Annotated in this window: 21 protein-coding genes and 1 pseudogene; 10 read left to right on the top strand and 12 right to left on the bottom strand. The window is 71.5% G+C overall.

Annotated elements, in window-relative coordinates:
• The first annotated feature begins 66 nt into the window (after positions 1–66).
• Together VFC33_07540 and VFC33_07535 are read left to right on the top strand one after the other, a co-directional pair.
• A complete protein-coding gene (locus tag VFC33_07540) occupies positions 67–882 on the top strand; it encodes a class I SAM-dependent methyltransferase (protein HZR13089.1) in 816 nt (271 codons plus the stop codon).
• Positions 883–994: 112 nt separating this feature from the next.
• Entirely contained in the window at positions 995–1,837 is an 843-nt protein-coding gene (locus VFC33_07535) for a phytanoyl-CoA dioxygenase family protein (GenBank protein ID HZR13088.1), read from the top strand.
• Here the strand turns inward: VFC33_07535 and VFC33_07530 are convergent.
• Entirely contained in the window at positions 1,830–3,065 is a 1,236-nt protein-coding gene (locus VFC33_07530) for a multicopper oxidase domain-containing protein (GenBank protein ID HZR13087.1), read from the bottom strand. The genes VFC33_07535 and VFC33_07530 overlap by 8 nt on opposite strands.
• Before the next feature lie 119 nt (positions 3,066–3,184).
• Positions 3,185–3,277 (bottom strand): annotated as a pseudogene (locus tag VFC33_07525) (PIG-L family deacetylase).
• A gap of 74 nt (positions 3,278–3,351) precedes the next feature.
• Between VFC33_07525 and VFC33_07520 the strand changes: the two are divergent.
• Genes VFC33_07520 through VFC33_07510 form a run of 3 tightly spaced genes read left to right on the top strand, consistent with a single transcriptional unit; the run spans position 3,352 to position 5,892 of the window.
• Positions 3,352–4,092 carry an ROK family protein gene (locus VFC33_07520; protein HZR13086.1) on the top strand — a complete coding sequence of 247 codons (741 nt, stop codon included), beginning with the start codon at positions 3,352–3,354 and terminating at the stop codon, positions 4,090–4,092.
• 46 nt (positions 4,093–4,138) lie between these two features.
• Entirely contained in the window at positions 4,139–5,692 is a 1,554-nt protein-coding gene (locus tag VFC33_07515) for a carboxylesterase/lipase family protein (protein ID HZR13085.1), read from the top strand.
• Positions 5,689–5,892: a hypothetical protein gene (locus VFC33_07510; GenBank protein ID HZR13084.1), complete on the top strand. Its 204-nt coding sequence runs from the start codon at positions 5,689–5,691 to the stop codon at positions 5,890–5,892. Before VFC33_07515 ends, VFC33_07510 begins: the two co-directional genes overlap by 4 nt.
• Here the strand turns inward: VFC33_07510 and VFC33_07505 are convergent.
• Together VFC33_07505 and VFC33_07500 are read right to left on the bottom strand one after the other, a co-directional pair.
• Entirely contained in the window at positions 5,889–6,599 is a 711-nt protein-coding gene (locus tag VFC33_07505; protein ID HZR13083.1) for an acyl-ACP thioesterase domain-containing protein, read from the bottom strand. The genes VFC33_07510 and VFC33_07505 overlap by 4 nt on opposite strands.
• Positions 6,596–7,183, bottom strand: a complete 588-nt coding sequence (locus VFC33_07500) for a poly-gamma-glutamate hydrolase family protein (GenBank protein ID HZR13082.1) — start codon at positions 7,181–7,183, stop codon at positions 6,596–6,598. Before VFC33_07500 ends, VFC33_07505 begins: the two co-directional genes overlap by 4 nt.
• Positions 7,184–7,298: 115 nt before the next feature.
• On the opposite strand from VFC33_07500, the gene VFC33_07495 reads away from it, so the two are divergent.
• Both VFC33_07495 and VFC33_07490 read left to right on the top strand, forming a co-directional pair.
• Positions 7,299–8,393 (top strand): zinc-binding dehydrogenase, encoded by a 1,095-nt coding sequence (locus tag VFC33_07495; protein HZR13081.1) that lies wholly within the window; start codon positions 7,299–7,301, stop codon positions 8,391–8,393.
• 12 nt (positions 8,394–8,405) lie between these two features.
• Positions 8,406–8,813: a nuclear transport factor 2 family protein gene (locus VFC33_07490; GenBank protein ID HZR13080.1), complete on the top strand. Its 408-nt coding sequence runs from the start codon at positions 8,406–8,408 to the stop codon at positions 8,811–8,813.
• On the opposite strand, the gene VFC33_07485 is transcribed toward VFC33_07490, so the two are convergent.
• Entirely contained in the window at positions 8,814–9,626 is an 813-nt protein-coding gene (locus VFC33_07485) for a helix-turn-helix domain-containing protein (GenBank protein HZR13079.1), read from the bottom strand.
• A 73-nt stretch (positions 9,627–9,699) separates the two neighbouring features.
• On the opposite strand from VFC33_07485, the gene VFC33_07480 reads away from it, so the two are divergent.
• Complete coding sequence (locus VFC33_07480; protein ID HZR13078.1) at positions 9,700–10,251, top strand: TIGR03086 family metal-binding protein; 552 nt, start codon at positions 9,700–9,702, stop codon at positions 10,249–10,251.
• A 49-nt stretch (positions 10,252–10,300) separates the two neighbouring features.
• Positions 10,301–10,825, top strand: coding sequence for a GNAT family N-acetyltransferase (locus VFC33_07475; GenBank protein ID HZR13077.1), 525 nt, complete (start codon positions 10,301–10,303; stop codon positions 10,823–10,825).
• 41 nt (positions 10,826–10,866) lie between these two features.
• Here VFC33_07475 and VFC33_07470 read toward each other — a convergent pair whose 3' ends face one another.
• From VFC33_07470 to VFC33_07455, 4 genes are read right to left on the bottom strand one after another with little or no spacing between them, the layout of a single operon-like run.
• Positions 10,867–11,313: a pyridoxamine 5'-phosphate oxidase family protein gene (locus VFC33_07470; protein HZR13076.1), complete on the bottom strand. Its 447-nt coding sequence runs from the start codon at positions 11,311–11,313 to the stop codon at positions 10,867–10,869.
• A gap of 13 nt (positions 11,314–11,326) precedes the next feature.
• Complete coding sequence (locus VFC33_07465; protein HZR13075.1) at positions 11,327–12,595, bottom strand: acyl-CoA dehydrogenase family protein; 1,269 nt, start codon at positions 12,593–12,595, stop codon at positions 11,327–11,329.
• 21 nt (positions 12,596–12,616) lie between these two features.
• A complete protein-coding gene (locus VFC33_07460) occupies positions 12,617–12,916 on the bottom strand; it encodes an ArsC/Spx/MgsR family protein (GenBank protein ID HZR13074.1) in 300 nt (99 codons plus the stop codon).
• A 59-nt stretch (positions 12,917–12,975) separates the two neighbouring features.
• Complete coding sequence (locus VFC33_07455; protein ID HZR13073.1) at positions 12,976–13,602, bottom strand: YceH family protein; 627 nt, start codon at positions 13,600–13,602, stop codon at positions 12,976–12,978.
• Between the two features lie 95 nt (positions 13,603–13,697).
• Here VFC33_07455 and VFC33_07450 point away from each other — a divergent pair, with 95 nt between their 5' ends.
• Positions 13,698–15,911 (top strand): MMPL family transporter, encoded by a 2,214-nt coding sequence (locus tag VFC33_07450; protein ID HZR13072.1) that lies wholly within the window; start codon positions 13,698–13,700, stop codon positions 15,909–15,911.
• Between the two features lie 3 nt (positions 15,912–15,914).
• Here VFC33_07450 and VFC33_07445 read toward each other — a convergent pair whose 3' ends face one another.
• From VFC33_07445 to gltB, 3 genes are all read right to left on the bottom strand, one after another.
• Positions 15,915–16,139, bottom strand: a complete 225-nt coding sequence (locus tag VFC33_07445; protein ID HZR13071.1) for a hypothetical protein — start codon at positions 16,137–16,139, stop codon at positions 15,915–15,917.
• A gap of 114 nt (positions 16,140–16,253) precedes the next feature.
• Positions 16,254–17,702 carry a glutamate synthase subunit beta gene (locus tag VFC33_07440; protein ID HZR13070.1) on the bottom strand — a complete coding sequence of 483 codons (1,449 nt, stop codon included), beginning with the start codon at positions 17,700–17,702 and terminating at the stop codon, positions 16,254–16,256.
• Between the two features lie 72 nt (positions 17,703–17,774).
• Positions 17,775–22,319 carry a glutamate synthase large subunit gene (gene gltB / locus VFC33_07435; protein HZR13069.1) on the bottom strand — a complete coding sequence of 1,515 codons (4,545 nt, stop codon included), beginning with the start codon at positions 22,317–22,319 and terminating at the stop codon, positions 17,775–17,777.
• Between the last annotated feature and the right edge of the window lie 101 nt (positions 22,320–22,420).

Here is a 22,420-nt window from a genome sequence, read left to right as displayed (position 1 = left end):
CCGCAGCGCGTGGGCAACAGTCCCCCACTCGCTCAAGTCGACCGCGCGCGTGCCGAGATGAACGCTGTGACGCTCACCACAGCCGACCCGATCGCCCTCCCCGGCGTCGACCACGGCGCCCGACGCCTCGCGGTGCTCGGCCGGGTGAAGCTGCCCACCACGATGGCGCTGCTCGAGGGACTCGGGCTGCGGGCCGGGATGCGGTGCCTCGACGTCGGGTGCGGGTCGGGCGCGATCACGCTCGCGATGGCGTCGGTCGTCGGGCCGACGGGTCAGGTCGTCGGCTTCGACCACAACAAGGCGGTGCTGCGCTGGGCCGTCGACGCCGCGCACCGCGAGCACGTCACGCAGGCCACGTTCTGCACGGCGGACGTCTCCGATCTCGACGCCGACGGGTGCTACGACCTCGTGTTCGCGCGGTTCCTGCTCAGCCGAGTCCCGAACCCCGACGACGCGCTCGACCGGATGGTGCGCGCGCTCCGCCCGGGCGGGATCGTCGTCGTCGAGGACGAGGAGTTCGCGGGCCAGTTCTGCCACCCGCGCTCGGCGGCGTTCGACCGGTTCGCCGAGCTGTACGCCGCGGCGCTGCGCCGGCGAGGAGGAGACCCGGAGATCGGTCCGGAGCTGCCGGGCCGTCTCGACGCCCACGGGCTCGAGAGCGTCGGCGTCAACGTCGTGCAACCGACGTTCCGGCAGGGCGAGGGCAAGCGTCTGCCCGCGCTCACGATGGCGCACCTCGGTCCCGAGCTCGAGGCCCACCACATCGCGGACCTGGACGAGGTCGACCACCTGACCGCGCAGCTCGAGGAGCTCGCCCTCGACGACACGTCGATCGTCGGCCTCCCCCGCGTCTACCAGTGCTGGGGCCGCCGCCCCGCCTGAGCGAGGTCGCCCGGAGGGCGACCGGAAGCGGTGGCCCGAGCGGCCCGGCGCCGCAGGCGCCACGAGCGGAACAGCCTGAGCGTCGCACCCGCACCGCAGTACCCTCCCGCGGGTGACCACCAGCACGATCGACGTCGACGCGCACGTCGCGCGCATCGCACGTGAGGGCTACACGATCGTCGAGCACGCGATCGAGCCCGACCTCGTCGACGAGCTGTCCGAGGACCTGGTGCGGCTCGAGCGCGTCTACGACGTCACGCCGTCCGCGAACAGCTTCGAGGGCGCGAAGACCGTCCGCATCTACAACCTCCTCGCGTTCGGCGAGTGCTACGAACGCATCCCGGTGCACCCGAACGTGCTGCCGATCGTCGAGGGGGTGCTCGACCGCGGCTGCCTGGTGTCGTCGCTGTCGTCGATCGCGATCTGCCCCGGCGAGGTCGCGCAGCCGATCCACGCCGACGACCAGCTCATCCCGCTGGCCAAGCCGCACGCGCCGACGGTGTGCAACACGATGTGGGCGCTCACGGACTTCACCGAGGCGAACGGCGCGACGCGCGTGATCCCGGGCTCGCACCTCGCGGACCACTCACCCGACTACGGCCGGCCGTACGAGAGCGTCGCGGCCGAGATGCCGCGCGGCAGCGTCCTCGTGTGGCACGGCAGCCTCTGGCACGGCGGCGGCGCGAACAGCACCGACGATCGTCGGGTCGGCATCGCGATGAACTACTGCGCGGGCTGGATCCGCCAGCAGGAGAACCAACAGCTCGGCATCCCCCGGGAGATCGCGGCGCGCTTCTCACCCCGCCTGCGCGAGCTGTGCGGGTACGGCGTCTACAACGGGCTGATCGGGCACATCGACAAGCACAGCCCCGCCGAGATGCTCGACGCGATCGCGGCGAGGGGCGACGGCCGCCGCGACGCGACGAGCCCGATGGTGTGGGACCACCTCACGTGACCTTGTAGAGCGCCTCCATCCCCGCGACGAGGTGGTCGTTGACGTGGCAGTGGAACAGCCACGTCCCCTGGTTGTCGGGGCGCATGTCGGCGACGACCATCGATGCGGGCAGGAGGTTCACGACGTCGACGCGCATGCCCATCGACGTGACGTCGTTGCCGTGCCAGTGCGGTGTGTGGAGGTCGACCTCGGTCCCCATGCCCATGACGTACCAGCGGACGCGCTGGCCTCGCTTCATGGTGAGACCGGGCAGGTTCCCGAAGTCGTACCCGTTGATCGAGTGCATCAGGTTGCTCTCGTGGAACTCGTCCGACTGCTTGTCCACCGCGGATGGGTCGAGCGTGTACTTCTGGATGTTGGTGTCGATCCACGGGCTGTCGTTCTCGTCGTCGACCTCGAAGTTCACGACGAGCTCACGGTCGACGTCGCGCGGTGAGCCGTCGGCGCGGGCCATGCCCTTGCGGGTGACGATGATGGCGCCCATCAAGCCCGCGTAGACGTCCGGGCCCTCGTCGCTGTGCGAGTGGTACATCCACATGATCGAGCTCGGGTCGGCGGGACCGGGACCCGAGCGCTCGCGCACCTGCCACACGTACGTGTGCGTGCCGCCCGTCGCGACGCTGTCGTCGGCCTTGTCGGCACCCGACGTGCCGTCGTCGTACGGCGCGCCTTCGGAGTCCTTCTCGTAGTAGACGCCGTGCGCGTGCATGCTCGCCGGGAACGGCGTGTTGTTCCTGAACACGATCTTCAGCGTGTCGCCGACCTCGGCGTGCAGCACCGGCCCGAGGTCACCGAGGTGCTGCCACTCGGGAGCGACGGGCGCGAGCTTCGTGAACGTCGCGTCCGTGTACTCGCGGTAGATCGACTTCATGTACACGTGGCCGATCGTCGTCGGCCCGCGCTCGTCCCAGGTCGCCTCCGGCTCGCCGAGCGGCTTGCCCGTCACGAGGTTCTTGCCGCTCGGCGCGTAGTCCCAGGCGACGGGATCGGCCGCGATGTAGTGCACGCGGACCTTGCCGTGCAGCGCCGCGAACGCGCGCTCGTCGGCCTCGTCGGAAGATGCGGCTGCCGTGGTCGTCGGTGTCGCGTGCCCCGCGTGCGCTGCGTGCCCGTCGTGGGCCGGGGCCCGGGCCGCGCCGCCCCGCGGCGATGCGCCGCAGCCCGCCGCGATGATCGCCCCGAGCGCGAGCACCGCGCCCAACCGCCGTGTCGTACGTTCCGCCCGCATCCCGCCGCTCCCCTGCACTGCACGACAGGGGCCCACCCGCGCCCTGCCTGGCCCTGCACCGATTCGAGGGCGGGAGGTTAGGGCTACCTTCCCTTCCCCGGCAAGGCCGGGCGCACGATCGGCCGGTGCCGGCGCACGACGCGCGCGACGTCGCGCCGCAACGGGAGCCTGTACTCGATCACGCCGTCGCGGTGGTCGAGGAACTCGACGCGATCCTCGGGCAGTCGCGGGAGCGGCGGGTCGGCGTGCGTCTCGGCATCCGGTCGTTGTGGGTCAGACTGACGCCATGCAGACCGTCCTCGGCATCGACATCGGCGGCAGCGGGATCAAGGGCGCGCCCGTCGACCTCGAACAGGGCCGCTTCGCCGTCGACCGCGTGCGCATCCCGACGCCCGAGGGCGCGCCGCCCGGGCCGGTCGCGGAGGTCGTCGCGAAGGTCGTGTCGTCCTTCGAGACCGACGGACCGTTCGGGTGCACCTTCCCGGCCGTCGTCGTCAATGGCGTCGCACGCACGGCCGCGAACGTCGACCACGCGTGGATCGGGACCGACGTGCACGCGTTGCTCTCCCAGCAGACGGGGCGCGACGCCGTCGTGATCAACGACGCCGACGCCGCCGGCCTCGCCGAGGTGCGTTACGGCGCGGGGCGCGATCGGGACGGGACGGTCGTGGTCCTCACACTCGGCACCGGGATCGGCTCCGCGGTGTTCATCGACGGGCACCTGGTGCCGAACACCGAGCTCGGCCACCTCGAGATCCGCGGGAAGTCGGCCGAGGAGCGCGCGTCGGACCGCACGCGCGACGACGAGGACCTCGGCTGGCACCACTGGGCGCAACGTCTGAACGAGGTGCTGGCGACGATCGAACGCCTGCTCAGCCCCCAGCTGTTCATCCTCGGCGGCGGCGTCAGCAAGCGGAGCGACAAGTTCCTGCATCTCCTGTCGACCCAGGCGGAGGTCGTCCCGGCGTCGCTGCGCAACGACGCGGGGATCATCGGCGCGGCGTTGGTGGCGAGCGGCGCGCGGTAGAAATGCACGCACCGTGCAACCGTCCCCCGTGCACCCGGGAGGTCTCGTGACCGACGCGACCGTCGACACCCGTTCCGGCAAGGTCAGCGGCACGTTCAGAGACGTGCGGACGGAGCCGGGCCGTGCGCGGACGCGCGGGACGGCCCGGCCAGAGGGAGCCGACGGCAACGGCGTGCACGTGTTCCGGGGCATCCCGTACGCGGCGCCGCCCACCGGACCGCGCCGCTACCGCGCGCCCCAGCCACCTGATCCCTGGACCGACGTGCGCGAGTGCCTCGACGCCGGACCGGTCGCGCCGCAGCCGCCCTCGCCGTTCGAGGCGATGCTCGGCGCCCCGAGCCCGCACTGGGACGAGGACTGCCTGACGCTCAATGTCTGGACGCCCGGCCTCGACGACGCGCGCCGGCCGGTCATGGTCTGGATCCACGGCGGCGCGTTCGTCAACGGCAGCGGCTCGACGCCGTGGTACGACGGCACGCGCTTCGCCCAGCACGGCGACCTCGTCGTCGTGACGATCAACTACCGGCTGGGCGCGCTCGGCTTCCTGCACCTCGCGCCGTTCGACCGCGACCGGTTCGCCGACGCGGGCAACTGCGGCCTGCTCGACCAGATCGCCGCGCTGGAGTGGGTGCGCGACAACATCGAGAACTTCGGTGGCGACCCGTCCCGCGTGACTGTGTTCGGCGAGTCGGCGGGCGGGATGAGCGTCGGCACACTGCTCGGCATGCCGGCCGCGCAGGGACTGTTCGCGCGCGCCATCGTACAGAGCGGGTCGGCATCCTTCGTCGCCGACGAGGCTCGCGCGACGCGCATCGCCGAGCGACTGCTCGCGAAGCTCGACCTCGACCCGTCGCGCGTCGACGAGATCGAGACGATCCCCGCGCAGGCCGTCGTCGACGCCCAGTCCCGCCTGTACGACGAGGAAGCGCGCACGCAGCTCCCGTTCGTCCCCGTCGTCGACGGGCTCCACATCCCACGCCCGCCGCTCGAGGAGATCGCCGCCGGTGACGCGGGTGACGTCCCGCTGCTGATCGGGACCAACGCCCACGAGATGACGCTCTTCCTGCTCCTCGACCCGTCGCTCGCGTCGCTCGACGAGGCGTCGCTCACCAAGCGGGCGGTCGGCGCGCTCGGCGAACGAGGCGAGGAGGCGGCCCGGCTGTACACGTCGAACCGTCTCGGCGCGCCGCTGGGCGACGCGCTGATCGCGCTCGAGAGCGACCGGGTGTTCCGCATCCCGGCGATCCGCCTCGCGGAGGCCGAAGTGCGCGCGGGCCGGCCGGTGCACATGTACCTGTTCGCGTGGGAGACGCCCGCGTTCGGCGGCGCGCTGCGGTCCGCGCACGCCCTCGAGCTGCCCTTCGTGTGGGACGCGCTCGACCAGAACGGCGTCGGGATCCTGACGGGTGACGGCCCCGAGCGCCAGGCGCTCGCGACCAGGATGCACCGACACTGGATCGAGTTCGCGCGCACCGGCGAGCCCGGATGGCCCGAGTACGACCTCGAGTCGCGTCGTGTCGTCGTGTTCGACGGCGAGGGCGAGCGCGTCGTCGCGGACCCGGCCGGTGACGAGCGCCGGCTGTGGGACGGCGTCGGGTGAGGATCTTCCGGCGCTCCCGTCGCGCCCGTGACGACGCCGGCGCTCGCCCGAACGAGCGCATCGACGAGCTCGTCGAGGAAGCGCGCGAGGACAACCCGGACGAGACGACGCGCCGCGAGGCGTACGAGCTGGAGCTCATGGAGGAGGAGCGCTCGCGGGAGGGCGCCCAGGTCGAGGTCGACGAGCCCGACGAGCGCTAGGACGTGAACCAGACGCGTGCGGACGCGCGCGTCTCGCCGTCGACCCGGATCCAGACGGTGAGCGGCTCGTCGCCGCGCGCGGGCGCGACCACGACCGCGACCTCGTCGTGCGGGTTGATCGGGGTGTGGTACTCGAGCTGCGCGCACCGCACTGCACCGCGCTCACCCGCGGCGAGGAGCTCGTCGACGGGCTCCCAGTAAGCCGCGTTGTTCATGTGACCCATCAGGTCGAAGTCCGACGCGCGGGTCGTCCAGACGCGCGCTGTGGCGTCGGCCGGCGCGGGTGGGTGGATCAGGTGTGTGCTGACGCGTGGCGCGCCGTCGGGGTGCGGGAACCACGCGTCGAACCCGTCGGGCAGACGCGCGGGCCGACCGGTCCGCGGGTCGACGAAGATCCACACCGCGCGTGACACCACGTGCGCGCCGCGGTCGCCGCGCAACGTCGTCACACGTTCGGCCCAGCGGGGCCCGAGACCGGTTCCCCGCGTCTCCATGCGCACGTTCTCGAGGAAGCGTGGGAGCGCACGGACGTCGAGGTCGATCCGGCGCAGCACCCACGCGCCGCTGCGACCGAAGCCGGCGTCTGAGATGTCGTCGTAGGCGATGTCCTGGTGATGGCGCGCCAACGGCGCGAGGCGGAGACGGCCGTCGCGCCCGACGTCGCCGAGCCGGACCGTGACGTCTTGCGTGAAGACGCGGTCGCTCACGACGCGCGCGCCAGCGTCGCGAGGGTGTCGACGAGCGCGCGCGTCGGTGGCGCGAGCTCGCCGTCGGCAAGATGACGCCATCGCGGACCGAGGCCGCGCACCCGCGGCGGGAGCTCGATCTGCACGCCACGCCGGGCGAGGTTCACGGGGTTGGCGGGGTGAAGCCCGCGCAGCGCGACCGGGATCGTCGCGACGTCGTCGACGATGTCGTACTCGGGGAGCGCCGCGCGCAGCGCGGTCGCCACGGTCGCGGCGAGCGCGCGGTCGGTGCCGCCGACGAGCAGCGTCGTCCAGTAGCCGTCGCGGCCGTGACCGTGGAGCGAGAACACCACGTCACAGTGTGCGAGGAACGCGCGCAGCGCGTCCGACTCGGCCGGGTCCGCGAGATGCGAGGGAAGGTGCCAGCGCAGGTCCTCCGGCTGCAGGACCGCGTAGAGCGACGCGCCCGCGCACGTCGCCGCGAGCGCCGCGACCTCGGCCGTCCGGCGTTCGAGGCTGCCGCCGTGGAGCGCCATGAAGCCCACTCGCGAGCGCAGCTCGACGCGCTCCTCGACGCCCGGCGTCCCGAGCAACTCGGCGAACACGGCCGGAAGGCTACGTCGTGGGAGGAACCCGACGGAATGCCCGCGGCTCGGGCAGCTGCTCTCCTTGCAAAGAGGTGGGGCCGGCTGACGCGCCGCCAGGCGAGAATGCCGTGCGATGGACACCGACGCGCTCGTGCTCGTCGCTCCCCGGCGGCTGGAACGCCGGCGGCTGCGGGTGCCGGACGTCGGCGAGGACGACGCCGTCGTGCGGGTCGAGGCGTGCGGGCTGTGCGGGACGGACCACGAGCAGTACACGGGGACGCTGCCGCTCCCGTTCGCGTTCGTGCCGGGACACGAGACCGTCGGGACGGTCACGGCGATCGGCGACATGGCGGCGCGGCGGTGGGGCGTCGAACCGGGCGACCGGATCGCGGTCGAGGTGTTCCAGTCGTGTCGCGAGTGCGCGCCGTGCCGGGCCGGCGAGTACCGCCGCTGCATCCGTCATGGGCTGCGCGACATGTACGGCGCGACATCGGTCGAGCGCGCGCCCGGGTTGTGGGGCGGCTACGCCGGACATCAGTACCTCTCGCGCGACACGATGCTGCACCGCGTGCCGGGCAATCTCGATCCGGTCACGGCCACCGTGTTCAACCCTCTCGGCGCCGGGATCCGATGGGCGGTGACGGTGCCCGGGACGCGTGAAGGCGACGTCGTCGCCGTGCTCGGGCCCGGGATCCGCGGGTTGTGCGCGACCGCGGCCGCGAAGGACGCGGGTGCGGGGTTCGTCATGGTCACGGGCGTCGGTCCGCGCGACGCGCCCCGGTTGGCGATCGCGTCGCAGTTCGGCGCGGACGCCGTGTGCGACGTCACGAGCGACGACCCCGTCGACGTGTTGCGCGACGGCGCGGGGTGTCTCGCCGACGTCGTCGTCGACGTCACCGCCAAGGCACCCGAGGCGCTCGCGCAGGCGGTCGCACTCGCGCGGCCGGGCGGGACGGTGGTCGTCGCCGGGACGCGCGGCGTCGCGGAGACGCCCGGCTTCCATCCCGACCACGTCGTGTACAAGGAGCTGCGCCTCGTGGGCGCGCTCGGCGTCGACGCCCCCGCGTACGCGCAGGCGCTCGACGTGCTCGCCTCGCGGCGCTACCCGTTCGACACCCTCCCCCGGCGCGTCGCGTCGCTGGGCGAGACCGAGACGCTCCTGCAGGCGATGGCCGGCGAGACCGATGTGCCGCCGCCCGTCCACGGCGTCGTCGTCCCCGACGCGTAACGTCCTTCGCTCATGAGCGACATCCGCACGCCGCTCGAAATCGTGAGAGAGGTCTACGCCGCGCTCGGGGCGAAGGACCTCGACCGCGTCGTCGCACTGTGCGATCCGGACGTCGTCGTGATCCAGGACGACGCGCTGCCGTGGGGTGGGCACCACGTCGGCGCGGACGGGCTCGCCCAGTTCGCGATCGCGCTCGTCGGCACCATCGACTCCGCCGTCACACCGCACGCGATGTTCCAGGCGGGGAACCGCGTCGTGCAGTACGGCCGCACGGTCGGAACCGTGCGCGCGACCGGAGTGTCGTTCGACCTCCCGGAGTGCCACGTCTGGACGGTCGACGACGGCCGCGTGACGAAGGCGGAGTTCTTCATCGACACGCCCGCGATGCTGGACGCGCTCGGCAACACCGCGTCCGGCTAGCTATCGGCTCGTCCGGTTCGCTCGTGCGTAGCGCTCCGGTGTCGTGCCGATCGCGGCGGCGAAGTCCCGGATGAGATGCGCCTGGTCCGAGTAGCCGAGCTCGGCCGCGACCTGGGCCCAGTCGACGTCCGCGCCGTCACGCACGCGCTCCGCCGCCTCGTACAGCCGGTACCGGCGCACGACCGCCTTCGGGCTCACCCCGACCTCATCGGCGAAGCGCCGTTGCAGCTGCCGGACGCCGATGCCGACGTCGCGCGCGAGCTTCTCGACGCGCGCGTACGTGGGGTCGGCCGCGACTCGCTCGACGAGCGCCGTCATGTCCTCCGACGGTTGGCGCGCCTCGGGAGCGCGCGCAGCAAGGAACCGATCGATCACCGCGACGCGCGACTCGTTCGTCGTCTCGTTGCGGACGGCTTCCACGAGCTCGTCGCCCGCGGCCCCGAACACCTCCGCGACAGGCACCGAGCGGTCGCGTAACTCCGACATCGGGCCGTCGAGAAACGGGCGGAAGCCCGCGGGCCGGAACATCACGCCGAACGCGCTCCCCGTCCCCTCCAGCCGCCGTTCCGTGACCCGGGTCGTCACACCGTGGACGAGCGCCACATCGGGCTCGAAGACGACGTTGACGACCGGGTGCGCGAAGACCCGCTGGGTATACGACTCACCGGGCGGGAGATCCCACGTCGGGACCCAGTAGCGGTCGACGAAGCGGGCGACGGGCGGGCGCGGCGGATACCGGTCGAGCCGGAACCGTTGCAGACCTGCAGCGGGGGCGATGATCCCGCGCGCGTCCTCGTCGACCGGTCGCACCACGTCGTGGACCGTATCGGAGCCGATGTCGTGTTTCTTCAAGATGGCACGTGGGCCAGTACGCGATCGTGGGCGCATGAACGAGATCTCGGAGCGCTACGCACGCCTGGCCGGCGAGTTCGCGACAACGATCGCCGGCGTTCCCGACGACCGGTGGACCGCCCCGTCGCCGTGCGAAGGATGGACCGCGCGCGACGTGGTGCGGCACGTGGTCGAGACGCCGGCGATCTTCCTGCGCCTGGTCGGACGCGAGATGCCCGAGGTGCCGTCCGTGGACGACGACCCGGCTGCCGCGTTCGACGCGTCGCGCAAGGTCGTGCAGGCGGACCTCGACGACCCGGAGCGCGCGAACGTCACGTTCGAGGGCGTGTTCGGGACGATGACGTTCGCGGAGTCGATCGACCGCTTCATCAACTTCGACCTCGTCGTGCACCGATGGGACCTCGCGCACGCGACCGGTCAGGACGAGACCATCGCTCCCGACGAGATCCGGCGCGTCGAGGACGCGACCGCGGGCTTCGGTGACGCGCTGCGCGGCGAGGGTGTGTGCGGCCCGGCGCTCGACCCGCCGGCAGGCTGCGACGAGCAGACGAAGGTTCTGGCGTTCCTCGGCCGGAAGGCGTGGTGAGCGAAATCGGGTGAAGCGCCGCGTCCCGTCGCCGTAGCGTTCGCGTTGCGTGCGAGTTCGCCTCGGAGACGCCGACGACACGGACGCCGCGATCGCGGTGTGGAAGGCGTCTCGCGAGGCGCGAGACGCCGGGGTCGTGACGTCGGCCGACCGGGAGCGTCGCGCTCGCGACGACTTCTCTCGCCCGGACAGCTTCCTCGTGGTTGCCGAGGACGATCGCGTGGTCGGCATGGCGCTCGCGATGCACACACGCGACGGTGACGGCAGCGGACCCGTCGTCCCCGGCCGCTGCCACGTCGAGATGGTGTTCGTCACGCCGGACCGATGGGGCACGGGCATCGGTGCCCGCGTGCTGGATGGGCTGCTCGACGAGGCCTGCGCACGCCGCTACGAGTCGATCGAGCTGTGGACGGGGATCGACAACGAACGCGCGCAACGGCTGTACGAGAGCCGAGGCTTCGTGCGGTCGGGACAGGAGCAGGACACCGAAACAGGCGATCGCATCGTCCAGTACGAGCGACCTTTGGGGTATGAACGGTACAGAACACCGGGCAGATCCCAGAGTTCGGCCTGACAGGCGGTCCCGCGGGACCGCCGGCGCGCGGGTGCGGCGCGTCACTCCACCCAGGTGCCGTCGCGCATGACGACGCGGCCCTCCAGCTCGTCTGCCTCACGCCACGCGAGGACGCGCACCGGGCGCATCAGCAGGTACACCCAGCCGCCGCCGTACGGGCGCGGATCCCAGCCCAGCCGCTCGGCGAACAGCTGCGCGTGCGCGTCGCCGACCTCGGTCGCGCCGACGACCTCGACCTCGGTGTCGACGACCACGACGTCACGCGTCGGACCGAGCCCGAGACGAGCACGTCCTGACGCCACGACGTTGCGCGCGGTGACGCTCGTCGCTTCGGTCGCTATCACGACGCGCTCGCCGTCCCACACGAACGACAGTGGTACGAGATGCGCGACGCCCGCGGGCGACGCGGTCGCGACCCACGCGTCCTCGTCGTGCGCGAGCTTCTCGAGCGCGTCCGCCTTCCGCTGCGCGCGTGGTCGTGGCGGCACGGCGACGCCTGCCTCAACCGTTCCGCGGCACCTCGCGGAACGGTTGGCCGCGGTACGGGTCAGGCTCCTTCGGGAGACCGAGCACACGCTCGCCGATGATGTTCTTCTGGATCTCGTCGCTGCCGCCGTAGATCGACGGCGCGGGCGAGAAGAGCGCCATCTCCTGGATCGCGCCGCCGCCCGGCGTGTCGGGACCCATCAGCGTCCCCCACGGCCCGAGGATCTCGAGACCGACCTCGCGCGACAGCCGCGTGATCCGGCTCATCATCAGCTTCGCGGTGTTCGCCTCCGGCCCTGGACCGCGCCCGGCTGCACGCGCGGCCTTCGTGCGCAACGCGGTCATGCGACCGATCTCGTTCAACGTGTAGAGCTGCGCGAGGTTCTGGCGGACGACGGGATCGCGGTCGCGCCCGAGCTCCTTTGCGAGCTGCATGAAGAGCTTCCCGCTGCGCGTCGACCCGACGTTTGCACCGGCCCCACCACCGCGCGGCGCGCCACCCGCGAGATCGCCGGCACGCCGGTCGAGGAAGCCGGCCTTGCGTCCCGGGAACGCGCCGCCGAGCGCGCCGCTGCCTCCGCTCCCGAGGCCCGCGCGCTCGTTCGCGAGCGTCGTGTTCGCGACGGCCCAGCCGCCGTTCAGCTCACCGATGCGCGCGTCGTCGGACACACGGGCATCGGTGAAGAACACCTCGGAGAACAGCGCGCGCCCCGTCATCTCGCGCAACGGCCTGACCTCGACGCCGGGCTGGTCCATCGGGAGCGCGAAGTACGTCAGCCCCTTGTGCTTCGGCACGTCCCAGTCGGTGCGCGCGACGAGCATGCCGAGGTCCGCGAGCTGGCCGCCCGACGTCCAGACCTTCTGCCCGTTGACGACCCACTCGTCGCCGTCGCGCTCGGCGCGCGTCTGGAGACCGGCGAGGTCGGATCCCGCGCCCGGCTCGCTGAACAGCTGGCACCACGCCTCCTGGCCGTTGATGATCGGCTTCAGGTACCGGCGCTTCTGCTCGTCGGTGCCGTGCGTGATGATCGTCGGCCCCGCGAGCAGGATCCCGAGCCCCGACGGCGGCCCGACCGCGCCCGCAGCCGCGATCTCCTCGGACACCGCGGCCGCGAGGTCGCGGGTGAAGCCCTTGCCGTACCACTCCTCCGGCCAGGTCGGCACCGCCCAGCCCGACTCCGCGAGCCGGTCCCACCACTGCGCCAGCGTGAGGTCGGGGTCCCAGTTCTCGGCGAGCCACGCCCGCACCTCTTCACGAACGAGCTCAGCCGTGAGCACAGCCATCGAGGCTCCTCTTCGTCTCGCTCAATCGAGCAGTTCCAGCACCTTGTCGGACGGGCGGGCGATGATCGCACGCTCGCCGCGGAACACGACAGGTCGCTGCATGAGCTCGGGGTGCGCGAGCAGCACGTCGACGACCTGCTTCCGGGTCCGGTAGTCGGCCTCGTCCAGCCCGAGCTCCTTGAACCGCTTGTCCTTGCGGACGAGATCGGCCGGCGGGTCGGGGATGTGGTCGAGGATTCGTTCCAGCGTGACGCGATCCGGCGGGGTCTTCAGGTACTCGACGACGTCGAACTCGACGCCTCGCTCGCGCAGGATGTCCACTGCGCCGCGCGCCTGGCCTCAGCCGGGATTGAAGTAGACGAGCAACTTCTCCATCGCGTTCACCCTAGGCGGTCGACCCGCTCCCGCAGCGCCCGAACCTCGGCGCGGAGCTCACCGATCTCGGCCCGTAGCTCGGCGAGTCCGTCCCGCTCGCGTTCGGCGGGATCCGCGACGGGCGCCGGCGACGCGGGTGCGTCGGTGCCGAGCAGCTGGGCGTACCGCGTCTCCTTCTGACCGGGCTCACGGGCGAGACGGGCAACGAGCGGCTCGTCGCGCGCCGCGAGCGCGTCGAGCGTCGCGACGACGTCGTCGAGCGCCTCGAAGTGGTGCAGCCGGTCGGCGCGCCCCTTGAGCTCTCCCGGCGTCTGGGGGCCGCGCAGCATGAGCACGGCGAGCAACGCCGTCTGCGCGTCGTCGAGACCGAGCGACTCGTCGAGCAGCTGCCAGTACTTGATGACGCGACTGCCCGATGTGACACCGCGCCGCGACAGGCCGCGGTCACGCAGACGGTCGAGCGCGGCCTCGATCGTCGCCTCGTCGTACGACGCGACCGGGTCACGGTTCGTCGTCTGGTTGCACGCGCTACGCAGCGCGTTGAGGCTCAACGGATACGTGTCGGGAACGGTGCGCTGCTTCTCGACCAGACAACCGAGAACGCGCACCTCCTCAGGCGTCAGCTCGTGCACGGGTCGAGCCTACGGAGCGTGGTGGGTGTTCAGCACAGCCCTCCACGAGCCGATCTACCGTTGTTCCCCGTTCGGCTCCCGGGAGGGTGGGCCCCGTGTCAAGGCTGGATCGGCTCGGTCGCGCCGCGGCCCGCCGCCACTGGTTCGTCATCGCCGCGTGGCTCCTCGCGGCCGTGGTGGTCGTCGTCGCGGCATCGGCCTCGGATGGACGTCCCGTCGACGTCTACTCCATCCCCGGCGCCGAGTCGCAGCACGCGCTCGACCTCCTGCGGGAGCGCTTCCCCGCGCAGGCGGGCGACAGCGCGACGGTCGTGTTCGCCACGGAGACCGGCACCGTGCGCGCCGCGGCGCCGTCCGCCGGGATCGCGGCCACCGTCGCGAAGCTGCAGAAGCTGCCACACGTCTCGTCCGTCGTCGCGCCCGAGGGTCCGCTCGCGGCCGCGCTCGTCTCGAAGGACGGCCGCATCGCGTTCGCACGCGTGCAGTACGACCGCAGCGCGGAGCAGCTCGGCACCGTCGCGTTCCGAGACCTGCAAGCCGCCACCGCGCCAGCGCGCGCCGCGGGGCTCGACGTGCAGCTCGGCGGCACCGTCGTCGACTACGGGAACCAGTCCGCGCACGGCAACGGTGACGCGATCGGCCTGCTCGTCGCGATCGTCATCCTGCTGTTCGCGTTCGGCTCCGTGATCGCGATGGGGCTCCCCATCGGGACCGCGCTGTTCGGTCTCGCGATCGGGCTCTCGCTCATCACGTTGCTCGCGTCGGTCACCGACGTCGGGACGGTCGCGCCCGAGATGGGGACGATGATCGGCCTCGGTGTCGGTATCGACTACTCGCTGTTCGTCGTCACGCGATACCGCGAGTCGCTCGCGACGGGGCTCGACGTCGACGCCGCAGTCGGTCGCGCCATCGCGACCGCCGGTCAGGCGGTGTTGTTCGCGGGCACCACCGTCGTGCTCGCGATCTGCGGGCTGCAGCTGTCCGGCATCCCGTACGTCGCGGTGCTCGGCTACACCGCGGCGATCGTCGTCGCGGTGATGATCGCCGCCGCGCTGACGCTGCTGCCGGCCCTGCTCGGGCTCGTCGGCCGCGGCATCGACCGCCTGCGCGTGCCCGGCATCCGGTCGTCGATCCCCCGTGAGGGCACCGGCTCGCACGCGCACGGGTTCGCGCGCTGGGCGCAGTTCGTGGCCCGTCACCCGTGGCCGCTCGCGGGCGTGAGCCTCGCGGTGCTGCTGACGCTCGCGTACCCGGTGACGCAGATGCGGCTCGGCCAGACCGACGACGGGAGCGCGCCGGCGTCGTCCACCCAGCGCAAGGCGTACGACCTCCTCGCCGACGGCTTCGGCCCGGGTGTGAACGGACCGCTCGTGCTCGCGATCGCGCTCCCCCGCCCCGGCGACACGACACCGGCGAACGCCGTCGTCGACGCGGTGAAGGGCGTGCCCGGCGTCGCCGCGGTCGCACCGCCCCAGATCAGCCCGGACCACGACGCGGCCGTCGTCACCGTCGAGCCGTCGTCGCGCCCCGACTCCGCGGCGACGGCGTCACTCGTGTCGACGCTGCGGCACGACGTGCTGCCGCCCGTCGTCGCGAAGACCGGCGCGAAGGTCTACGTCGGCGGCGTCACGGCCGCGTACGTCGACCTCGGCGACCGCATCGCGGCGCGGCTGCCGTGGTTCATCCTCGCCGTCGTCGGGCTCTCGTTCCTCTTGCTCATGGCCGCGTTCCGGTCGGTCGTGATCCCGTTGACCGCGGGCGTCATGAACCTGCTGTCGATCGGCGCGGCGTACGGCGTCGTCGTCGCGGTGTTCCAGTTCGGGTGGGGCAAGGAGCTGCTCGGCCTGCACAGCACCGTGCCGATCGTGTCGTTCGTGCCGATGATGATGTTCGCCATCCTCTTCGGCCTCTCGATGGACTACCAGGTCTTCCTGCTCACCCGGATCCGCGAGGAGTACGAACGGACCGGCCAGACGCGCGCCGCCGTGGTGTCCGGCCTGGCAACCACGGCGCGCGTCATCACGTCGGCCGCGCTGATCATGATCAGCGTGTTCCTCAGCTTCGTCGCGACACCCGCCGTCGTCGTGCAGATGTTCGGCGTCGGGCTCGCCGTCGCGGTGCTCGTCGACGCGTCGATCGTGCGCATGGTGCTCGTCCCGGCCGCGATGGAACTCCTCGGGCGAGCCAACTGGTGGCTGCCGAGCTGGCTCGACCGCGTGCTGCCGCGCATCGCGCTCGAAGGTGGGGAGGGTCCGCGGCCCGCGACCCCGGAGCCCGTCCCGGTGCCCGAGACGGTCGCCGCCCGCTAGGCCTCAGCGCGCGCGGCAGGCGGGGCGAACGCGGTTCGTCTTCTGCGGGCTCGCGGCGAGCGGCCCGCGGCTGCGGGCTGGGAGCGGCGTCGCCCGGACACGGTGCGAGGAGTCGCGCGACGTGTCGCGACCGAGCGGCGGGTCGACGGCCGACACCGCGAAGAATCCCAGCAGCATCCCGAGGATCGCGACGGCGCCGCCCAAGCCGAGCATCAGCAACCCGACCACGTGCTCGTTACCCCCCAAGGGTGCCGGCCGCCGGAGGCTGCGGCCGTTCGTGCGAACGTTACCCGCGCGTCACTTGGTGACCAAGGCATCCGCGCCCGCCGACGGGTCGGGCCGTCAGACTGCCGTCACCGGCGCGGGCAGCGCAGACTCGCCCGCGAGCCAGCGGTCGACGGCGGCCGCGCACGAGCGCCCCTCGGCGATTGCCCACACGATGAGACTCTGGCCCCGGCCCATGTCGCCGCACACGAACACGCCGTCGACGTTCGTCGCCCAGTGCTCGTCCCGGGCCACGTTGCCGCGGGCGTCCAGGTCGACGCCGAGCTGCTCGAGCATCCCGCCCCGCTGCGGCCCGGTGAACCCGAGGGCGAGGAGGACGAGCTCGCACGGCAGCTCGAAGTCCGTGCCCTCGATCTTCTCGAACGCGGTGCGCCCGTCGTGGGCCACGCGCTGCACCTCGTGGGCGCGCAACGCGCGGACGCGCCCGTCGTCGTCACCGACGAAGCACTCGGTGTTCACCGAGAAGACGCGCTCGACGCCCTCCTCGTGCGCGGACGACGTCCGGAACATGAGCGGCCACATCGGCCACGGTGTGCTCGGGTCCCGCTCGTCGGGAGGGCGGGGCATGATCTCGAACTGGTGCACCGACGTCGCGCCCTGCCGGATCGCCGTGCCGAGGCAGTCCGCGCCCGTGTCACCGCCGCCGATGATCACCACTCGCTTGCCGTGCGCGGTGATCGGCGCCTCGGTGATGTCGCCCTCCTGCACGCGATTGCCCCACGGGAGGTACTCCATCGCCTGGTGGATCCCCGCAAGGTCACGTCCCGGGATCGGGAGGTCGCGCCACTGCGTCGCGCCGCCCGCGAGCACGATTGCGTCGAACGACGCGCGCAGCTCGTCGACCGCGACGTCGACACCGACATTCGCGTTCACACGGAACTCGGTGCCCTCGGCGCGCATCTGGTCGAGGCGGCGGTCGAGGAACCGCTTCTCCATCTTGAACTCGGGGATGCCGTAGCGCAGCAGCCCGCCGATGCGGTCCGCGCGCTCGAACACGACGACGTCGTGACCCGCGCGCGTCAATTGCTGCGCGGCGGCGAGCCCCGCGGGACCGGAGCCGACGACGGCGACGCGCCGACCCGTCTTGACCGTCGGCGTCACCGGCGGGAGCCAGCCCTCCTCCCAGGCGCGCTCCGCGATCGTGACCTCGACCTGCTTGATCGTGACCGGGTCCTCGTTGATGCCGAGGACGCACGAGGCCTCACACGGCGCGGGGCACAGCCGGCCCGTGAACTCCGGGAAGTTGTTCGTCGCGTGGAGTCGTTCGCTCGCCTCGCGCCAGTCGTCGCGGTACACGAGGTCGTTCCACTCCGGGATCAGGTTCCCGAGCGGGCAGCCCTGGTGGCAGAACGGGATGCCGCAGTCCATGCAGCGCGCGGCCTGCGTCTGCAGGCGCTCGGCGGGGAACGGCTCGTACACCTCGTGCCAGTCGCGCACGCGCAGCTCGACCGGGCGCCGCTTCGGCGTCTCCCGCCGGTATTTCATGAACCCCGTGACCTCACCCACGCTGTCTTCTCGCTCGTTTCATTGAAACCTGAGTACCGCCCAGCAACCGATTTCTCTCAATGAGAGATCGCGCTAGCCGTGGGCCGCGCTCATGACGGCTTCGTCGACGGACAGGCCGCGCTCCTCGGCGATGCGGGCGGCTTCGAGGACGCGCTTGTAGTCGGTCGGCATGACCTTCGCGAAGCGCTGCACCTCGTGGCGCCACGACTCGAGCATGCGGCGCGCGACCGCGGAGCCGGTCTCCTCGTGGTGCCGGCGCACGATCTCGCGCAACCACTCCTGGTCGTCCTCGTCGAGCTGCTCGAGGTCGACCATCTCGCGATTCAGCCGCGTGTAGAAGTCGCCGTCGGGGTCGTACACGTACGCGATCCCGCCCGACATGCCGGCACCGAAGTTCCGACCGGTCGAACCGAGCACGACGACGCGACCACCCGTCATGTACTCGCACCCGTGGTCGCCGACCCCCTCGACGACTGCGGTCGCCCCCGAGTTGCGGACGCAGAACCGCTCGCCCACGACGCCGCGGAAGAACGCCTCGCCGCCGGTCGCGCCGTAGAGCACGACGTTCCCGGCGATGATGTTGTGCTCGGCGACGAACGCGGACTCCTTCGGCGGGAAGACGACGATCCGCCCGCCCGACAGGCCCTTGCCCGTGTAGTCGTTGGCGTCGCCTTCGAGCCGCAACGTGATGCCACGCGGCACGAACGCGCCGAAGCTCTGCCCCGCCGACCCCGTGAAGTGCACCTGGATGGTGTCGTCGGGGAGCCCGTCGCCGCCGTAGCGCTTCGTCAGCTCGTAGCCGAGCATCGTCCCGACCGTGCGGTTGACGTTGCGGATCGGCAGCTCGAGCGAGACGGGCTGGCCGTCCTCGAGCGCGCCCTCGCACAGCTGGATCAGCGTGTTGTCGAGCGCCTTGTCGAGCCCGTGGTCCTGGCTCTTCGTGCAGTACCGGTCCTGGGCCGGGTCGTACTCGGGGACGTACAGGATCGGCGTGAGGTCGAGCCCGGACGCCTTCCAGTGATCGACGGCCTTCCGCACGTCGAGCATCTCCGCGTGCCCGACCGCCTCGGCGACGCTGCGGAACCCGAGCTGCGCGAGCAGCTCGCGCACCTCCTGCGCGACGAACTCGAAGAAGTTCACGACGAACTCGGGCTTGCCGCTGAACTTCTTGCGCAACTCCGGGTTCTGCGTCGCGATCCCGACTGGGCAGGTGTCGAGGTGACAGACGCGCATCATCACGCAGCCGCTCACGACGAGCGGCGCGGTCGCGAAGCCGAACTCCTCCGCGCCGAGCAGCGCGGCGACCACGACGTCGCGACCGGTCTTCAGCTGACCGTCGGTCTGGACGACGATCCGGTCGCGCAGCCCGTTGAGCAACAGCGTCTGTTGCGTCTCCGCGAGCCCGAGCTCCCATGGCGCGCCGGCGTGCTTGATCGACGTGAGCGGTGACGCGCCGGTGCCGCCGTCCTGACCGGAGATCAGCACGACGTCGGCGTGCGCCTTCGCGACGCCGGCCGCGACCGTCCCGACACCCACCTCGGCGACGAGCTTCACGTGGACCCGCGCGCGCGGGTTCGCGTTCTTGAGGTCGTGGATGAGCTGCTTCAGGTCCTCGATCGAGTAGATGTCGTGGTGCGGCGGCGGCGAGATGAGCCCGACGCCCGGCGTCGAGTGCCGCGTCTTCGCGATCCACGGGTAGACCTTGTGCCCGGGCAGCTGCCCACCCTCGCCCGGCTTCGCGCCCTGCGCCATCTTGATCTGCAGGTCGTCCGCGTTGACGAGGTACTCGCTCGTCACGCCGAAGCGGCCCGACGCGACCTGCTTGATCGCCGAGCGACGGAGGTCGCCGTTCGGGTCGGGCACGAACCGGTCGGCGTCCTCGCCGCCCTCGCCCGTGTTCGACTTGCCGCCGAGGCGGTTCATCGCGATCGCGAGCGTCTCGTGCGCCTCCTGCGAGATCGAGCCGTAGCTCATCGCACCCGTCGAGAAGCGCTTGACGATCTCGGAGACCGGCTCGACCTCGTCGATCGGGACGGGCGGCCGCTCGCCGAGCTTGAGCTCGAAGAGACCGCGCAGCGTCGCGAGCTGCTTCGACTGCTCGTCGACGAGACGCGTGTACTCCTTGAAGATCTCGTAGCGCTTCGTGCGCGTCGAGTGCTGCAGCCGGAACACGGTGTCCGGGTTGAAGAGGTGGTACTCGCCCTCGCGCCGCCACTGGTACTCGCCGCCGACCTCGAGCTCACGGTGCGCGAGCTCCTCGGGACGGGCCGGGTACGCGAGCGCGTGGCGCGCCGCGACCTCCGCCGCGATCACGTCGAGGTCGATGCCGCCGAGACGGCTCGTCGTGCCGGTGAAGTACTCCTCGACGAGCTCGTCGCCGAGGCCGACCGCCTCGAAGACCTGCGCGCCCGTGTAGGACGCGACCGTCGAGATCCCCATCTTCGACATGATCTTGAGGATCCCCTTGCCGGCGGCCTTGATGTAGTTCTTGATCGCCTTCCGCCGGTTCACGCCCTGCAGGTGACCCTCGCGGATCAGGTCGTCGAGCGACGCGAACACCAACCACGGGTTCACCGCGCTCGCGCCGTACCCGATGAGCAGCGCGAGATGGTGGACCTCGCGCGCGTCGCCCGCCTCGACCACGAGGCCGACGCGCGTGCGCGTCTTCTCGCGGATCAGGTGGTGGTGCACCGCCGACGTGATGAGGAGCGACGGGATCGGCGCCAGCTCCTCGGTCGCGTAGCGGTCCGAGAGGATGACGAGGTTCGCGCCGCCCGCGATCGCGTCGCTCACCTGCCGCCGGATCCGCTCGATCGCGCGGTGGAGCGCGTCGCCGCCGCCGACGACCGGGTAGAGCGCGTCGACGGTGACGGCCTTGAAGCCGATGTCGTCGCCGTCCTCGTCGATGTAGCGGAGCTTGGCGAGGTCCTCGTCGTCGATGACGGGGTGGGGCAGCACGATCTGCCGGCAGCTCTCGGGCCCGGGCTCGAGGAGGTTCGACTCGGGACCGATCGTCTGGCGGAGCGACGTGACGAGCTCCTCGCGCATCGCGTCGAGTGGGGGGTTCGTCACCTGCGCGAACAGCTGCGTGAAGTAGTCGAACAGCATGCGCGGCCGGCTGGACAGCACCGCGATCGGCGTGTCGTTGCCCATCGAGCCGAGCGCCTCGCCACCGGTGCGCGCCATCGGCGCGACGAGGATCCGGAGCTCCTCCTGCGTGTAGCCGTGCAGCCGCTGCTGGCGCACCGCCGACGCGTGCATCGGCGTGAGCGTGGTGCGCGGCGCGAGATCGTCGAGATGGACGAGACCCTTGTCGAGCCACTCGCCGTACGGGTGCTGCGCGGCGAGCTGCGCCTTGATCTCGTCGTCCTCGACGATGCGGCCCTGGGCGGTGTCGACCAGGAACATGCGGCCCGGCTCGAGCCGGCCCTTGCGCACGACGGTCGCGGGGTCGACGTCGAGCACGCCCACCTCCGACGCCATGATCACGAGGTCGTCGGACGTCACCCAGTAGCGCGACGGACGCAGGCCGTTACGGTCGAGCACCGCGCCGATGACCGTGCCGTCGGTGAACGCGATCGACGCGGGACCGTCCCAGGGCTCCATGACCGACGCGTGGAACGAGTAGAAGGCGCGCTTCTCGTCGCCCATCGCCTGGTGGTTCTCCCAGGCCTCCGGGATCATCATCAGCACCGCGTGCGGGAGCGAGCGGCCGCCCAGGTGGAGCAGCTCGAGCACCTCGTCGAAGCTGGCGGAGTCGCTCGCGGCCGGTGTGCAGATCGGGTACGCACGCGAAAGATCACCGGGGATCAGGTCGGAGTGCAGCAGCGACTCGCGGGCGCGCATCCAGTTGCGGTTGCCCTTGAGCGTGTTGATCTCGCCGTTGTGCGCGATGTAGCGGTACGGGTGCGCAAGCGGCCACGCGGGGAACGTGTTCGTCGAGAAGCGTGAGTGGACGAGCGCGAGCGCGCTCTCGACCCGCTCGTCGGCGAGGTCGGGGTAGAAGTCGCGCAGCTGCGGCGCCGTGAGCATCCCCTTGTAGACGAGCGTCCGCGCGGAGAGGCTCGGGAAGTAGACGTCCGTCTCGTGCTCGGCCCGCTTCCGGAGCACGAACGCGCGCCGTTCGAGGTCCATCCCGGCGAGGCCAGGGCCGCGATCCGACGCCGCGCCGGCGACGAAGACCTGCCGGAATGTGGGCTCGACGTCCTTCGACGACGAGCCGATCATCGAGTCGTCGACGGGAACCGCACGCCAGCCGAGCACGCGCAACCCCTCTTCCTCGGCCAGGCGCTCGAACGCGGCCTCGGTCTCGCCGACGTCGGCCGTCTGCGCGGGGACGAACGCGATGCCGGTCGCGTACTCGCCCGGGGCCGGGAGCTCGAAGTCGACGACGTCGCGCAGGAAGCGGTCCGGGACCTGGAGCAGGATCCCGGCGCCGTCGCCGGTGTTGACCTCCGCGCCGACCGCGCCGCGGTGCTCGAGATGGCAGAGCGCGCGGATGCCCTGCTCGACGATCGCGTGCGTCGGCCGCCCCTTCATGTCGACGACGAACGCGACGCCGCACGCGTCGTGCTCGAACGAGGGGTCGTAGAGACCCTGGGTCCTGCCGGTCGTCATGACGTAGCTCCGGGCGAACACGCCGTGGTGCGGCGCATCCAACGGGGGGACCTGCCCGGGACGACGCTGGCCCTGTGCAGAGTTGCGTCAGCTTACAGCAT

This window comes from Acidimicrobiia bacterium, assembly GCA_035651955.1.
GTDB lineage: Bacteria > Actinomycetota > Acidimicrobiia > IMCC26256 > JAMXLJ01 > JAMXLJ01.
This window is presented reverse-complemented; position numbering and strand designations above follow the sequence as displayed.